The organism is Rhizorhabdus sp. P4_G6 (genome assembly GCF_056401045.1).
This window is the reverse complement of the sequence record NZ_JBFUKC010000011.1, coordinates 68,863-82,316: the sequence shown is the minus strand read 5'-3', so window position 1 is coordinate 82,316 and position 13,454 is coordinate 68,863. Positions and strand designations below refer to the sequence as shown.

Annotated in this window: 14 protein-coding genes and 1 pseudogene; 7 read left to right on the top strand and 8 right to left on the bottom strand. The window is 67.8% G+C overall.

Annotation, left to right across the window (positions count from 1 at the left end; translation table 11 throughout):
* Positions 1–59 precede the first annotated feature (59 nt).
* Both AC1DPF_RS12760 and AC1DPF_RS12755 read right to left on the bottom strand, forming a co-directional pair.
* Positions 60–767: an anti-sigma factor family protein gene (locus AC1DPF_RS12760; protein ID WP_477961716.1), complete on the bottom strand. Its 708-nt coding sequence runs from the start codon at positions 765–767 to the stop codon at positions 60–62.
* Positions 764–1,255: an RNA polymerase sigma factor gene (locus AC1DPF_RS12755; protein ID WP_477872875.1), complete on the bottom strand. Its 492-nt coding sequence runs from the start codon at positions 1,253–1,255 to the stop codon at positions 764–766. Before AC1DPF_RS12755 ends, AC1DPF_RS12760 begins: the two co-directional genes overlap by 4 nt.
* Before the next feature lie 149 nt (positions 1,256–1,404).
* On the opposite strand from AC1DPF_RS12755, the gene AC1DPF_RS12750 reads away from it, so the two are divergent.
* Positions 1,405–2,685: a S8 family serine peptidase gene (locus AC1DPF_RS12750; protein ID WP_477961714.1), complete on the top strand. Its 1,281-nt coding sequence runs from the start codon at positions 1,405–1,407 to the stop codon at positions 2,683–2,685.
* Positions 2,686–2,792: 107 nt separating this feature from the next.
* Positions 2,793–3,662, top strand: a complete 870-nt coding sequence (locus AC1DPF_RS12745) for a hypothetical protein (protein ID WP_477961712.1) — start codon at positions 2,793–2,795, stop codon at positions 3,660–3,662.
* 67 nt (positions 3,663–3,729) lie between these two features.
* On the opposite strand, the gene AC1DPF_RS12740 is transcribed toward AC1DPF_RS12745, so the two are convergent.
* Genes AC1DPF_RS12740 through AC1DPF_RS12730 form a run of 3 tightly spaced genes read right to left on the bottom strand, consistent with a single transcriptional unit; the run spans position 3,730 to position 6,165 of the window.
* Entirely contained in the window at positions 3,730–4,290 is a 561-nt protein-coding gene (locus AC1DPF_RS12740; protein WP_477961710.1) for a Smr/MutS family protein, read from the bottom strand.
* Complete coding sequence (gene mltA, locus AC1DPF_RS12735) at positions 4,265–5,518, bottom strand: murein transglycosylase A (RefSeq protein WP_477961708.1); 1,254 nt, start codon at positions 5,516–5,518, stop codon at positions 4,265–4,267. The genes AC1DPF_RS12740 and mltA overlap by 26 nt, the downstream gene beginning before the upstream one ends.
* Positions 5,515–6,165, bottom strand: a complete 651-nt coding sequence (locus AC1DPF_RS12730) for a Tim44/TimA family putative adaptor protein (protein ID WP_477872865.1) — start codon at positions 6,163–6,165, stop codon at positions 5,515–5,517. The genes mltA and AC1DPF_RS12730 overlap by 4 nt, the downstream gene beginning before the upstream one ends.
* 236 nt (positions 6,166–6,401) lie before the next feature.
* Here AC1DPF_RS12730 and secB point away from each other — a divergent pair, with 236 nt between their 5' ends.
* From secB to trpS, 3 genes are all read left to right on the top strand, one after another.
* Complete coding sequence (secB, locus tag AC1DPF_RS12725; RefSeq protein ID WP_477961706.1) at positions 6,402–6,902, top strand: protein-export chaperone SecB; 501 nt, start codon at positions 6,402–6,404, stop codon at positions 6,900–6,902.
* Between the two features lie 120 nt (positions 6,903–7,022).
* The gene (gene murJ, locus AC1DPF_RS12720) at positions 7,023–8,600 is read left to right on the top strand and encodes a murein biosynthesis integral membrane protein MurJ (protein WP_477961704.1); all 1,578 of its coding nucleotides are present in this window, start codon (positions 7,023–7,025) and stop codon (positions 8,598–8,600) included.
* 174 nt (positions 8,601–8,774) lie between these two features.
* The gene (trpS, locus tag AC1DPF_RS12715; protein ID WP_477961772.1) at positions 8,775–9,773 is read left to right on the top strand and encodes a tryptophan--tRNA ligase; all 999 of its coding nucleotides are present in this window, start codon (positions 8,775–8,777) and stop codon (positions 9,771–9,773) included.
* A gap of 372 nt (positions 9,774–10,145) precedes the next feature.
* Here the strand turns inward: trpS and AC1DPF_RS12710 are convergent.
* Positions 10,146–10,328, bottom strand: a pseudogene (locus AC1DPF_RS12710) (HGGxSTG domain-containing protein); the annotation flags it as partial.
* Positions 10,329–10,553: 225 nt separating this feature from the next.
* Between AC1DPF_RS12710 and AC1DPF_RS12705 the strand changes: the two are divergent.
* Positions 10,554–10,961: an OsmC family protein gene (locus tag AC1DPF_RS12705; RefSeq protein WP_477961702.1), complete on the top strand. Its 408-nt coding sequence runs from the start codon at positions 10,554–10,556 to the stop codon at positions 10,959–10,961.
* Between the two features lie 843 nt (positions 10,962–11,804).
* On the opposite strand, the gene AC1DPF_RS12700 is transcribed toward AC1DPF_RS12705, so the two are convergent.
* Positions 11,805–12,143 (bottom strand): hypothetical protein, encoded by a 339-nt coding sequence (locus tag AC1DPF_RS12700; RefSeq protein WP_477961770.1) that lies wholly within the window; start codon positions 12,141–12,143, stop codon positions 11,805–11,807.
* Between the two features lie 125 nt (positions 12,144–12,268).
* Positions 12,269–12,949 (bottom strand): winged helix-turn-helix transcriptional regulator, encoded by a 681-nt coding sequence (locus tag AC1DPF_RS12695; protein WP_477961700.1) that lies wholly within the window; start codon positions 12,947–12,949, stop codon positions 12,269–12,271.
* A gap of 65 nt (positions 12,950–13,014) precedes the next feature.
* On the opposite strand from AC1DPF_RS12695, the gene AC1DPF_RS12690 reads away from it, so the two are divergent.
* Entirely contained in the window at positions 13,015–13,452 is a 438-nt protein-coding gene (locus AC1DPF_RS12690; RefSeq protein WP_477961698.1) for a VOC family protein, read from the top strand.
* The last annotated feature ends 2 nt before the right edge of the window (positions 13,453–13,454 follow it).

The window sequence follows — 13,454 nt, the reverse complement described above, 5'->3', positions numbered from 1 at the left end:
CTAGATTGCCCGAATATTTCATCGCTGAAACCTATCGGCATCCTTTCGAAAGTCCGGGTTCAGCTTCCGCTCGCGCTTTCGCCCCAGCCTTGTGCCTGCGCCCTTCGCTCCTGCTCCGCGTCCAGCGGCGTACCGGCCATCATGTTCTGCGCGGCGGCAAGGATTTCCGCGGACGGGCTTGCGGCCTGGCGATAGGCACCGCCCTGTTCGCGCGGCCGGCCGGCTACGAAGCGCTCCACCGTCCAGCCCGAACGGCCATGACAACCTAATCCCGCACCGGCCGCACCGCTGAATGTGCGGCAATAGCGATTGTCGATGCTGCGGAAGCTGACGCCGATATGATAGGCCGTCGCCTGGGGCTCCGATGCGAGCTGCGTATCGAGGGCGCGGGCAAGTACGCCCTGCGCGACCACCGTGCCGTCGCGCTCCCCGAGCGGAGTTGCCCCACGATTCGGCAGGAGCTGGCCCAGGACGAGGCCGGCCACAAGCGTCGCCGCCAGTGCGGCATAGCGGCCGCTGTCGCCGAACCGGCTGCGCGTGCGCTGCGGGAAGGCTACCACATTGTCGTCGATCATGTTCGTCAATCGCGCCGGCACCGGCTCGCTGGCGGCCGGCGCAAAATGGCTCTCGATCATGGCGCGCAGCCTGCGGTGGCGGCTGACCCCGGCGGCGATCGCAGGATCGGCCGCCATCGCGCGCTCGAAACGCAGTGCCTCGAGCGGCCCAAGCTCGCCGTCGACATAGGCGATGATCTGTTCCTCGGTCACGCCGCTTCTCCCAGCATCTCCATCAGCGCCTGCCGCCCGCGTACGAGCCGCGATGTCACCGTACCCATGGGCAAGTCGAGCAGTTCGGCCGCCTCGCGATAGGCCAGTCCTTCGACCAGGATCAGCGCAATGACTTCGCGCTGCTCGGGCGGCAGCGCTGCCATCGCCCGATCGACATTGCCGAGTTCGACCCGGGCCTCGATGCGGCGGTCGTCAGCCTGACCGACCCCGACGCCTTCCTCTTCTGCAACGAACGTCTGGCTGCGGCGCTTGCGGACGCGCACCTCATCGATCCAGCAATTGCGCATGATCCTGTACATCCATGAATCCAGTCTCGTTCCTCGCTCCCACCGCGCCTCGGCCTTCAACGCGCGTTCGAGCGCGACCTGGCACAGATCGTCGGCGTCGGCGGCATCGATCGCCAGCGCACGCGCAAAGCGCCGCAGCCGGGGCAGCAACGCCAGCAACTCGCGTTCGAACAGGGTCAAGCCGGCCCTCTCCTTCCGCCCATCGACAGCCCGCTTGCCGTGCGATGCCGTCCTCGAGGATGAAACGGATGACCTGACACGTTTAATCCCATGAAACCACCCGAGCTGAAATTCGTTGATCATAACGGTCCTGAAAGGAAGTCGATCCCATGCGCAGCCGCGCTACTGCCCTGGCCCTCGCCGCGCTGCTGACGATGTCGGGCGCAGCGATCGCCCAGCTGCTGCCCTCCCTCGGCGGCGGCCTCGGCCAGGCGGCTGGCGGCGTCGACCGGCTGGGCGGCCGAATCGGCGAGGCGGTTACAGAGGCGACCGAGCGAGCAGGCGGGCTGGTCGATCGGCTGGCGCGGACGCGGCTCGACCAGCTCGGCGCACTGGTCCGCCGCAATCCGCAGGCGCTCGAGTTCGATGCACGCGGCGATCCCGCCGTGAAAGGTGAACTGATCGCCCTCGATCCGACACCGGCCATGATAGCGGCGGCCATGGCAGCCGGCTTCGCCGTCATCGACCGCCCCGATGTCGAAGGGCTCGACATTGCCATGGTGCGGCTGCACGTACCCCCCGGCATGCCGCTCGCAAAGGCCGAGAAGCTTCTCGCCAGGCTCGCGCCATCGGCAGTCGTCCAGTCCAATCCGCTCTACCGGCAAAGCGGCGCGCCGATGGTTGCGGGCGGTGGTTCGGCGGCGGCTTTGTCGACCGGCCCAGGCGCCGCGATCGGCATGATTGACGGCGGCGTCGCACAACACCCCGCCCTTCCACCCGGGATCGTTCAGCGCGGCTTTGCCGAAGGGGCGCCGGCCCCCGACAACCATGGCACCGCCATCGCCTCGATCCTTGTCGGTCGCGGGGCGATCCGGGGAGTCTCGCCGCAGAGCCGGCTGCTCGCCGCTGACATCTACGGCCGCGATCCGCGCGGCGGCAACGCTGTGACGATCGCCCGCGCGCTGGGATGGCTTACGGCGAGCGGCGCGAAGGTGGTCAACATCAGCCTGGCCGGGCCCGCCAATCCGCTGCTGTCGCGCGTCGTCGCCGCGGCCGGCCAACGCGGCGTGCTGATGGTCGCCGCGGTCGGCAATGATGGCGCTGCCGCCCCCGCCGCCTTTCCTGCTTCCTGCCCGCAGGTGATTGCCGTCACGGGCGTGGACGGGCGCGGCCGGGCGCTGATCGAGGCGGGCAAGGCGGCGCATCTCGACTTTGCCGCGCCGGGCGCCGACCTGCTCGCCGCCACCGCGGCCGGCGGGACGATCAAGGTGCGCGGCACCTCCTTCGCAGCCCCTTTCGTGACCGGGCGGCTGGCGCGCCTGGCCGTCTCGGGATCCCTGCCCCGAACGCGTGCCATCGCGCTGCTGGCGGCCGAGGCGATGCCGCCTAAAAGCGGCTCGGCCCGACTCTACGGCCGTGGCGTGGTGTGCGGCTCCTGCGCAACGCGTTGATCTATAGGGAAAATAAAAAATCTCCGTTTTCAGGGATGAAAGGGGTGGGCCGTTCCGTTGCCTCATTGCACGGCGCATGACGCCGTCGACGGAATAGGATGAGAGCGATGAACAAGCTATTTTTGAGCAGCGCGGCGGCTACGCTCGCGATCATGACCGCTCCGGCGTCGGCCCAGTTGCTGGGCGGCGGCGGCGGTCTCGGCGGCGGTCTGGGCGGCATGATCGGCGGCAGCCTCGGCGGAGCGGGCAGCCTGGGTGGTGTCGGTTCGCTCGGCTCGGGCGTGACCGGTTCGCTGGACCATAGCGCCTCGGCCAGCGGTTCGCACAGCGTCGATCGTCACAGCGGCAAGGTATCGGGCAGCGGCAACGGCGCGGGCAGTGTCGGCGGTGCCCTCAACGGCGTCACCGGCAATGCGGCAGGGTCGGCTGGCGGCAGCGCCGATGCGCAACTGATCGGCACCGACGCGGTGCATGGGGCGGCCGGCAGCGCCGCATCCGCTGCCCGATCGACGGCTGGTCAAGCCCGCTCGGCCGCCGGCTCGGCAGTCGGCAGCGCCACCGGTGCGGCGGCGTCGAGTGGCTCGGCTTCGGGCAGCGCCGCCGGCGGCGCGGCGGGCAGCGTCGGCGAGCTCGCGCTGGCAGGAACCGCCGCCGCCAATGCGGCCGGCACCTTCGATGTCGCACCCGGCATGGTGGTGCGGGATGCCGGCGGCCGGGCGATCGGCACGGTGCAGGACGTCCGCTCCACCGCGAACGGCACGGTCCAGTCGGTCGTCATGAAGGTGGGCGACAGCACCGCCAGCCTGCCGGCCAGCAATTTCAGCGGTTCGGGCAATGTCCTGGTGTCGGCAATGGGCAAGGGCGAGGTCAAGGACACCGCCAAGTCGCAGAACCAGCATGCGGAAAACCAGAACGCCAAGGCTTCGGGACGGCAGGGCAAGACCGGAACCCGCTCGGGAAGCCAATCAGCCGACTGAGCCCGGGCTAGGCGCTCGCCAGCTTCAAGGAGGCCGTGCTGCTCAAGGGCGGCACGGCCGTTCCTTGTCAGAAATCCCGTTCGCGCCGCAGGATGATGTAGAGCGCGCCGGCGCCGCCATGGCGGGGGTGGGCGTTGCGCACCGCCGCGATGCGGCCGGCGTGGCGCGACGACTGCAGCCAGCTCGCCACGGAGGCGCGGATCAGCCCGCGCCGAGGACGGCCGTCGATGTCATGGTCGCCGTCGCGCGGCGGCTTGCCGGTGATCAGCAACAACACCCGCACCCCTTCCGCCAACGCCTGGTCGAGCGCGGCGTCGAGCGTGCGGCGGGCGCTGTCGAGCGTGTGGCCGTGGAGGTCGATCGTCCAGTCGGGTTGGGTGACGCCGCGCCGGAGCCGCCGGTCCCAGCCGCCATCCAGGCTGTCGGCGAGCGGCTTCTGCTGGGCGACCGGCGTTGCCGCGGGCACCCGAGGCGGGGGAACCCGGCCGCGCTTCGCCGCGGGCACTGCCGGCGCTTCGGCGAGCGTCGCGGGGGTGGGCTTTGGCTGCCGCCGCGCGATCGGGCGCACCGTTGCGGTGACGCGCTGCCAGAGCGCGCTTTCCTCAGGATCGAGCCGCCGCCCCGCCATGGCCCTCCGCCAGCCGTGCCGCCGAAATGCGGGGGATCAGCAGCCAGGCCCGGCCTCGGCCGCTCATCCCGCCGGCGATGGTCCGGGCGTCTTCGCCCGCGCCCCAGAAGCTGTCGAAACGGTTGGCGCCCTTGATCGCACCGCCGGTGTCCTGCGCTATCCACAGGCCGTTCGCCTCGGCGCGGTCCAGCTGGAGGACGACCGGCGCACCCAGCGGCACGAACGCCGGATCGGCCGCGACGCTGACCCGGCCGGTGACCGGCACGTTCATCGCGCCGATCGGGCCGGCGCCGGTAAGCTCGCGGAAGAAGACGAAGCTCTTGTTCTCCCGCATGATCGCGTCGCCCTCGGCGGGATTGGCGCGCAGCCAGGCCATCACGCCCTGCATCGAGAGCTGGCCGGGGCCGAGCAGGCCGCGGTCGCGCATCAGCTTGCCGATGCCGACATAGTCGCGCCCATTCTGGCCGTCATAGCCGATCCGCATCACCGAGCCGTCGGGCAGCCGCAGGCGGCCCGAACCCTGGACCTGGAGGAAGAAGAATTCGACCGGATCGGCGGCATAGCCGATCTCGAGCGCCTTGCCCCTGAGCGCGCCGTCCTCGATCTCGCCGCGATCGGGATAGGGGACGAGCTTGCCGCCCTGCACCTTGCCGCGGATTTTCTTGCCCTTCAGCTCGGGAAAGAAATCGCCGAGATCGCCTTCGACCAGATCGGGCGGGCGCCTGTAGACCGGCACCTCATAGCCCGGCGCAGGCGTGCGCGAGCCGGCGATCTCCGGCTCGTAATAGCCGGTGACATAAGCCTGGCCATCGCCGACCTGCACCACCGCCAGCTGGTTCGCGAAGAAGCCGATCGCGTCGCCGTCGGGCCAGCCCGAGGCCTGCGCGCAGACCTGCGACCAGTCCCCCGCCAGGGTGAGGCCGCTGGCGTCGGTGCGGCGCTGCAGGCCAGGACAGGACAGGCGGAAGGCGACGAGCGCGGCCGTGGCCGCATCGGGCGCGATCGCGAAGCTGGTGACGGACGGGCCCTGCTGGACGCCGCTGGCAATGGCAGTCGCCGGTTTCGGAGCCGGGGCTGGCGTCGTCGGTGCCGACGGCGACGACGGGGTCGCTACGCGCGGCGCATGATGCGGCGGCGGCGCGCGATCGGTACCTCCGGGGGTCGGAACGACGGTACAGGCGGAGAGTATCGCGAGGCCGACAAGCCCCGCGCCAACACGACGGATCACGCTGCCTCGTCGGTTTCGACCAATATCCAGTTCGGATCGTCGGCGCGGACGTTCCGGCTGAAGGTCCACACGTCGTGCGTCGGCACCGCGTCGGTCAGCGAACCGGCGATGACATTGCCTTCGGTGTCGCGGGTGACGGCGGCGATGTCTGCTTCGAAACGCACGGTGACGCTCGCGGTCTGGCCGGCCAGCCGCGCCTGCTCGATCACCGCGCTCTCGATCGAGACGAGGCGATTGTCGAGCACCTGCCCGCTCGCCTTGCGTTCGGCGATCGCAGCGGCGAAGGCGTCATAGACGTCATTGTCGGTCAGGCGCCGCAAGGCGTCTTCGTCCCCGCGCCAATAGGCCTCGAGGATCATGCGATAGGCCGACCGCGCACCTTCCAGGAAATGGCCGGCATCGAAGCCGCCGTCGGCGATCGAGATCGCGCGCACCCCGGATTCGGCGCGCGCCTCGACCACGGGCGAACGGGCGGGAAGCGCCGGCGTCGAGTTGTCGGGCAGGGAGCGGCCGGCGCCGATCGGCGCGGGCGCAGCCTCGGCCGGACGCGCGATGGTCTGCTCATGTCCCGTGCGACGGCCCAGCACGCTCCAAAGGCGGAACGCCACGAAAAGAAACACCATCGCAAGAATGACAATCGTGGTCACCGGGCCTCCATGCGCCTGCCTATCCGCCAACATAGGGACAAAGGCTTCAATATTCAAATGCTGCTGGCGCGATTAGAGCACGGGTTGCTCCGATAAGCCGGCTGAAACGCTCCACCCTTGCCGGCCACCAACCCGCCATTGCTCCGTCCCGCCCCGCCTGCTAGGCGCGTGGCGCATCGCCCGGCGCGAGCGGATCGCTCGATTGCCCGGCCCCACGAGATGATGGAAAGAGTGCAATGAGCGAAGAGACGGGCGCCGCCGAGACGATTGCCAACGGCGAGGACACCATGCCGCAGGTCGCCATGATCGCCCAATATGTGAAGGACCTCTCGTTCGAGAATCCGAACGCGCCCGGCATCTATCAGGCGCCCGAGCAGCCCCGCATCGACGTCCAGTTCAACATCGGCTCGCAGCCGGTCGGCGAGGACGTGTACGAGGTTTCGCTCAAGATCGACGTGAAGGCCGAGATGGGCGAGCTCACCGCCTATGCGGTCGAGCTGGTCTATGCCGGCGTGTTCGGCATCCGCAACGTGCCCGAAGAGCATATCCCGCCCTTCCTGTTCGCCGAAGCGCCCCGCCTGCTCTTCCCCTTCGCGCGCCGCGTGGTCGCCGACGCGATCCGTGACGGCAACTTCCCGTCGCTGGTGCTCGAGCCGATCGACTTCGGCGCGCTCTACATGCAGCAGGCCGAGCAGCAGGCGCAGCTCGCCGAGGCACAGCCGGCAGGCGAAGCCTGAACGTCTACACGGTCCGTCATCCCGGCGGAGGCCGGGATCTAGTTCGTCGGGGACGGAGTTGATGTCGCGAACCTCTATTGAGATCCCGGCCTCCGCCGGGATGACGGCATAGGGCATCATATGAGCCTGCTGCGCGCCAGCGCCACGATCGGCGGGCTCACGCTGGTCAGCCGCGTGCTCGGCTTCCTGCGCGACATGCTGATGGCGCGGTTCGTCGGGGCGGGGTTCGCGTCGGACGCCTTCCTGATCGCGTGGCGGCTGCCCAACCTGTTCCGCGCGCTGTTTGCCGAGGGCGCCTTTTCGGCCGCCTTCGTGCCGATGTTCAACCGCACCGTCGCCCAGGGCGAGGCCGAACGGCCGGGCGAGGGGCTGGCGATCGCGCTGCGCTTCGCCGAGGACGTGCTGTCGGTGCTGCTGCCGGTGCTGATCCTGTTCACCGTCGTGATGATGCTGGCGGCGGGGCCGATCGTCTGGGCGATGACCGGCGGCTTTCCCGATGGCGGCCCGGAGAAGTTCGCGCTCGCCACCCAATATACGCGGATCACCTTCCCCTATCTGATGCTGATCTCGCTGGTGTCGCTGCTCGGCGGCATCCTCAATTCGCTCAACCGCTTCTGGGTCAACGCCGCGGCGCCGATCCTGCTCAACATCTGCCTGATCGTCGGCCTGCTGTTCTTCCGGGGCCATAGCGATGTCGAGACCGCGCGGACCCAGGCGATCGCGGTGACGCTGTCGGGCGCGATGCAGCTCGGCTGGCTGGTGCTCGCCTGCTGGCAGGCCGGGGTGCGGCTGCGCATCCGCCTGCCGCGGCTGAGCCCCGAGGTGAAGAGGCTGCTCGCGCTGATCGGGCCGGCCGCGCTGGGCGCCGGCGCGGTGCAGTTCAACCTGCTGATCTCGACCACGCTGGCGGCCCGCTTCCTGCCCGAGGGGTCGGTCTCCTATCTCTATTATGCCGACCGGCTGAACCAGCTGCCGCTGGGGCTGATCGGCATCGGCGTCGGCACCGCGATGCTGCCGAGCCTGTCGCGCCAGCTGGGCGGCGGCGATGCCCGCGCGGCGATGGACACGCAGAACCGCGCGATCGAGCTGGTGCTGCTGCTCACCCTGCCCGCCACCGCCGCGCTGATGGTGTCGGCGACGCCGCTGATCCGCGCGCTGCTGCAGCATGGCGCGTTCGACGCGAAGGACACGATCGCCAGCGCGCGGGCGCTCGCGGCCTTTTCGCTCGGCCTGCCCGCCTATGTGCTGATCAAGGTGCTGACGCCCGGCTTCTACGCGCGCGCCGACACCAGGACGCCGGTGCGGATCGCGCTGGTGGCGATGCTGGTGAACCTCGTCCTCAACCTGATCCTGATCTGGCCGATGGCGCATGTCGGCCTGGCGCTGTCGACGGCGATCTCGGCCTGGGTCAACGCGATCCTGCTCTACTGGACGCTGCACCGCCGCGAGCATTTCGCGATCGACGACCGGCTGCGCCGCACCGGCATCCGGCTGATCGCGGCGACCCTGGCGATGGCGGCGCTGCTGTTCGCGCTCAACCCGTGGATCGATCCCTGGACCGGACGCAGCCTGATCGAGCGGATCGCCGCGCTGTCGACGATGATCGGGGTGGCGGTGCTGGTCTATTTCGGGCTGGTGTTCGGGCTGGGCGCCTATTCGCTGGCGACGCTGAAGGGACAGATGCGGCGGCGGCGGTGAACCGCGCGGCTCCTGTCCGTCATCCTGAACTTGTTTCAGGATCCACGCATCCCCTCGGGCCTCGCTCCCGTGACGGGGTGGATGCTGAAACAAGTTCAGCATGACGGCCTGTGGGGCGTGTGGGACGTGCGAGCCTTGACCTCTCCGCTCCCGGGCCGCAAAAGCCCGCGCATCATGACCCACAAGCGCACAGTCTCGGGCATCCAGCCTACCGGCAACCTGCACCTCGGCAATTATCTCGGCGCGATCCGGCGCTGGGTGCAGATGCAGGACGAGGGCGAGTGCCTGTTCTTCCTGGCCGATCTCCACGCGATCACGGTCCACAACGATCCGAAGACGCTGTCCGCCAACATCCGCGAGATGGCGGCGGCGCTGGTCGCCTGCGGGATCGATCCCGACAAGGCGATCCTGTTCCGCCAGCGCGACGTGCCCGCCCATGCCGAGCTGTGCTGGCTGCTCAACGGCACCGCGCGGATCGGCTGGCTCAACCGGATGACCCAGTTCAAGGAGAAATCGGGCAAGAACCGCGAGGGCGCCTCGATCGGCCTCTATGGCTATCCGGTGCTCCAGGCCGCCGACGTGCTGCTCTACCAGACCACCCATGTGCCCGTCGGCGAGGACCAGAAGCAGCATCTCGAGCTGGCGCGGGACATCGCCACCAAGTTCAATACCGACTTCGGCGTCGAGCTGTTCACCCTGCCCGAGCCGGTGATCAGCAAGGCCAGCGGCGCGCGGATCATGTCGCTGCGCGACGGATCGGCGAAGATGTCGAAGTCCGATCCGTCGGACATGAGCCGCATCAACCTGACCGACGACGCCGAGACGATCATGTCGAAGGTCCGCAAGGCCAAGACCGATCCCGAGCCGCTGCCCGACACGGTCGAGGGGCTGGAGGGGCGGCCCGAGGCACGCAACCTGGTCGGCATCTACGCGGCGATGACCGATACAACCCCGGCCGACGTGCTGGCCAGGTTCGGCGGACAGGGCTTCGGCGCGTTCAAGCCGGCGCTGGGCGAGCTGCTGGCCGGGAAGCTGGGGCCGATCGCCGAACGCCTGAAGGCGCTCAACGCCGACCCGGCCGAGCTCGACGCGATCCTGGCGCGGGGGGCGGAAAAGGCGCGCGCGCTGGCGGCCCCGACCCTCGCCGCGGCGTACAAGGCGATGGGGCTGTAGCGGGACGGACTCTCCCCTCCTCGATGTCATCCCGGACCTGATCCGGGATCCCGCTGCCTTTCGCCGAGCGCGCAGGCAGGGCACGCAAACAGAAGAAGCGGGATCCCGGATCARGTCCGGGATGACGGGACATGGTTGGGATTCCGCTGCCGGCGGCGCGGCGGCGGCGGGGCCCGATTGCGCCCGAATTTCCGGGTGCATGGGGTTGTCTATGCGTTTTTTATATTTTCCGAAGGCGAGGCCGGCCTCCGCCAGCCTGCGCGCGGTCGCGGCGCGGCTCGTCGCGCGGACATAGCGGGCGATCTCCCGGAACCGCGCGGAGTAGACGCCATGCTTCCACGCATTGCGATTGCCGCGCGGCGCGCCGCTGCCCTTGCCGCCATGCATCCGACACCGCGCGCTGCCGCGCACCGCGGGGGATAGGCACGGCGTGCCGGCGCGGGTGCGCGCTCCGCAGCGGGGGGCGCTCGCCAATATTTCGGGCTGGCGTGATTGTGCGGCGGGGTCGGCCGTTCCGCCGACTGGATCCGTAATGTTGCCGCTTGTCTTGTTCATTGAGGCCCCCGCCGATGGCATGACCAATCTGGCGCAAAACCGCTGAAATGGCAAGAACAAACGAGGAACATATACCAATGTGACCTGACCCCTTTTTTTAGTGTCTCACCCATGGGGTGCACTTCAGGAACCCGGCATCCCCGGAATTGTGGCCGGTTGTGACGAAGACGTCGGCGCTCGACATAGAAGGCGATTTCCTTCACCCCCCTTTGGCAGGAGGGGCGCATGGTAGCGATCGATATTGAGTATCTGGGCGACTTGCACTGTCGAGCGCGACACGGTCCGTCCGGCGTGGAAATCACAACGGATGCCCCGACCGACAACATGGGCAAAGGCGATGGCTTTTCGCCAACCGATCTCGTCGCAACTGCCCTCGGGACCTGCATTCTCACTGTGATGGGCACCAAAGCGCAGGCGATGGATATAGACATCACCGGCTCGACGGTGACTGTCGACAAGGAAATGGCAAGTGGACCACGTCGGATCGGCCGCCTGACCACCCGCGTTCAAATCCCCCATCGCATAGCTGATCGCGACAGGAAGGTGTTGGAAGCCGCGGCGTTCACTTGCCCGGTTCACAAGAGCATGTCGTCGGATGTCGATATGCCTATCAGCTTTCATTGGGGAAGGTAGACCGTCAGCAATTCACCCCTGCCGAACAGTCTAAACCGTTTCGGATAGAACGGAACAAGGGGACACGATATGTAACTGTGTCACGCGACATTGCGCCTTGGTGTAGGGCGAGCCTTGCACCGATGGGGCAAAGCCGGAGCGAGAGATAGGTATTGTGTCTCTGTTATTCCCGGGTGTGAAGCTCATATGCCCTTGCGAGACCGTAACCTTCGCGCGAGATAGCCAAGGGCTGCCAACGCGCCAATTCCGAGTCCGGCAACGGGCGCGGGAGTGCCTTTGGGGTCGCCGCTACCCCCACCGTTCGAGCCGACATCGACAGTGCTATAACCTGGAGCCGGTCCGACGCTGGCGGTAGGCGTGCCGCCCTTTTCAGCCAGGGCAGGGTGTGCGGTAGCTAGGGAGACCAGTGCCGCCATCACAGTCGCTCCGCGGATGACCATCGACATCACCGTTCCTCCAAAAAATGGTTCTCTTGCATGAATACGCGCGAAGTGCCTTCGGAGGGTGAAACCCTTCATGTGTAACTCGAAAGCCTTAGTCGGTCTGGCGATGAAAGAGGTGATCGAGCAGCTCGCCTAGCTTGCTGGAGAGTGGGACCTGCAGGCGCCCGGCCTCTACAAACATGCCTGAAGCCGGCGCTGTTGTGTTGGCAACCGGGTCCGTATCAGCGGCAAGCCTTTGCCAGCAGAGTCACGAACTCTCGGTAGGCATAAGGGCTTCTCGACGACGGCATATGCTCCGTATGCGGCCGGGATTTCCGGGGACACTATACTAATTGATTCCCGCGATCTAGGCTGCGCTTTGCGGACGTTTTTTGATGGTGGCCCATTCGCGGTACCTTGATCAGCGTTGCTTCCTGGCGATGGTCGCAGTGAAATCGGGATCCTTCTTAGCCACCCAGTCGACGAACTTGCGCACATTGGGATTGGCCAGCAGGCCCTCCACATCCATTCCATGGCGCTGCAGTTCGGAATTGGTGAAACTGGCGATCAGCGTCTGCTGACAGATGGAGTGCATGGGCACGACATCGCGCCCGCCCCGGCTCTTCGGCACGGGATGGTGCCAGACGATGACCTTGCCGGTCGGGCGGCCACAGAGCCAGCAGGGCACCGGCTCCGCTGGAGGCTGTTCCTCGCGATGCGCGTCGCCATAGGGATCACGTCTCGAATCTCTGCGGCCCATGGGTCTGCCTGATTGCCTGATTTTGCGCTGCCCCCCTATCGCGATGCGGCGGGCATTACCACAGCGGCGGCCGCCGATGTGCCCGACCGGAGGAATGGCGGCGCGGGCGACGCCGTCCGGTGTCCTCATCCGCCGATCTTCGGCGGCAGCTGGAACAGGGTCGCGAAGCGTTCGAAGAGCGCGCGGTCGCCGCGGATCGTGAGGCCCTGTGCTTCCCAGCGCTCGATCGGCTCATGGCCATAGATCACGCAGAGGATCGGCCAGGCGGTGTCCGCCTCGATCGACACGTCGGCATCATCGGCTTCGCCGCGCCGCACCTGGAACCGTCCGTCCGCCAGCGTCCCGACGAAGCGATCGGGCCCCAGCCGCACGGCGACCCGTCCCTGCATCCCGGCGGCGCGATCGGCGACGAACAATGTCCGCATCGACATCATCAGCGAGGCGCCGCTCATGAACAGGCTCGGATCGTGCAGGGGAGAACTCGCCGCCCAGCGGCCAAGCGCCATGATGGCGGGCTCGCTCTCATAGCCCCAGGGGGTCAGCTCATAGACCTGAACCGAGGCGGGCGCGGGCAGCATGCGGCGGCCGAGGATGCCGGCCGCTTCCAATGTGCCCAGCCGCAGCGTCAGCGTGTTGGCGCTGATCCCCGGCAGGCCGCTCCGCAATTCGGAAAAGCGCCGTGGACCGTACATCAATTCGCGCACGATCAGCAGCGACCAGCGCTCCCCGATGAGCTGCATCGCCAGCGCGGTGCCGCAGGCGTCGTCATACCATCGTACCGGATTGGTTATCTTTTCTAACTCCATGGTTGTTTTTTCTAACTCACAACAGCATGATCCGCAAATAGTGATTCGAGAGAGGAGTCCGAGCGATGGCCAAGATGATCTTCGTGAACCTGCCGGTGGCGGACGTGGCGGCCTCGACCGCCTTCTATGAAGCGATCGGCTTCGTGAAGGACGAGACGATCTGCAAGGGGCCGGAAGCGGCGATGCTGCGCTGGTCGGACGAGATCAACTTCATGCTGCTCGACCATGCGCGTTTCGCGGACTTCGCCCCCAAGCCGATCGCCGACAGCCGGAGCACCAGCGCGGTGCTGTTCGCGCTGTCGTGCGACAGCCGCGAGGCGGTGGACGCGATCACGGCGAAGGCGGTGGCGGCGGGCGGTTGCGAAGGGCATGCGGCCGAGGATCTGGGCTTCATGTACTCGCGCGCCTTCGAGGATCTTGACGGCCACGGCATCGGGCCGATGTGGATGGACGTCGAGGCGGCGGTCGCCGCGATGAGCGCGCCCGAAGCCGCCGTCGCCTGAGC

What these genes read in the sequence shown, in the direction of transcription:
- AC1DPF_RS12750 (WP_477961714.1), top strand. Translation starts at nt 1,405, where the DNA reads ATGCGCAGCCGCGCTACTGCCCTGGCCCTCGCCGCGCTGCTGACGATG.
- AC1DPF_RS12745 (WP_477961712.1), top strand. Translation starts at nt 2,793, where the DNA reads ATGAACAAGCTATTTTTGAGCAGCGCGGCGGCTACGCTCGCGATCATG.
- AC1DPF_RS12740 (WP_477961710.1), bottom strand. Translation starts at nt 4,290, where the DNA reads ATGGCGGGGCGGCGGCTCGATCCTGAGGAAAGCGCGCTCTGGCAGCGC.
- secB (WP_477961706.1), top strand. Translation starts at nt 6,402, where the DNA reads ATGAGCGAAGAGACGGGCGCCGCCGAGACGATTGCCAACGGCGAGGAC.
- murJ (WP_477961704.1), top strand. Translation starts at nt 7,023, where the DNA reads ATGAGCCTGCTGCGCGCCAGCGCCACGATCGGCGGGCTCACGCTGGTC.
- trpS (WP_477961772.1), top strand. Translation starts at nt 8,775, where the DNA reads ATGACCCACAAGCGCACAGTCTCGGGCATCCAGCCTACCGGCAACCTG.
- AC1DPF_RS12705 (WP_477961702.1), top strand. Translation starts at nt 10,554, where the DNA reads ATGGTAGCGATCGATATTGAGTATCTGGGCGACTTGCACTGTCGAGCG.
- AC1DPF_RS12700 (WP_477961770.1), bottom strand. Translation starts at nt 12,143, where the DNA reads ATGGGCCGCAGAGATTCGAGACGTGATCCCTATGGCGACGCGCATCGC.
- AC1DPF_RS12695 (WP_477961700.1), bottom strand. Translation starts at nt 12,949, where the DNA reads ATGGAGTTAGAAAAGATAACCAATCCGGTACGATGGTATGACGACGCC.
- AC1DPF_RS12690 (WP_477961698.1), top strand. Translation starts at nt 13,015, where the DNA reads ATGGCCAAGATGATCTTCGTGAACCTGCCGGTGGCGGACGTGGCGGCC.